We start from the raw sequence: 377 nt of genomic DNA, 5'->3' as shown, positions 1-377 counted from the left end.
AACCTTCCTCCTTTTCTGCGGCAGCGCCGCATTTTGCCCCAAACAAACGCTGAGACACACGCAAAAAACGCCCACCGCAACACAGTTTCTCTGTGTCGCGGCGGACGTTTTTTGTCTGGTAATATGCGGTTTTAGACAGCACTAAAAGGCAGGAATTACCCTGCCTGCCTGCCTGCCTGCCTGCCTGCCTGCCTGCCTGCCTGCCTGCCTGCCTGCCTGCCGTGAGTATATTGCTCGCGCTCATAGGCTGTCAACCCCTTTTTTCCAATTCATTTTACCCTATTTTTCTTCCCTTGGCAAGTCCTTCGTTTCGGCCTCTTCCTTCTCCACATCAATCCGAAACACGTTGATCACATCCACATCCGGGCAGCAGAACT

At 53.1% G+C, this 377-nt stretch carries 1 protein-coding gene; it reads right to left on the bottom strand.

Annotation, left to right across the window (positions count from 1 at the left end; genetic code table 11):
* Nucleotides 1-244: hypothetical protein (locus tag DV520_RS12460; protein ID WP_205727616.1), on the bottom strand; the 244-nt coding region annotated here is incomplete at its 3' end.
* Nucleotides 245-377 lie beyond the last annotated feature (133 nt).

Origin of the sequence: Evtepia gabavorous, from assembly GCF_003425665.1 — a bacterium.
Taxonomy (GTDB): domain Bacteria; phylum Bacillota; class Clostridia; order Oscillospirales; family Oscillospiraceae; genus Evtepia; species Evtepia gabavorous.
This window is presented reverse-complemented; position numbering and strand designations above follow the sequence as displayed.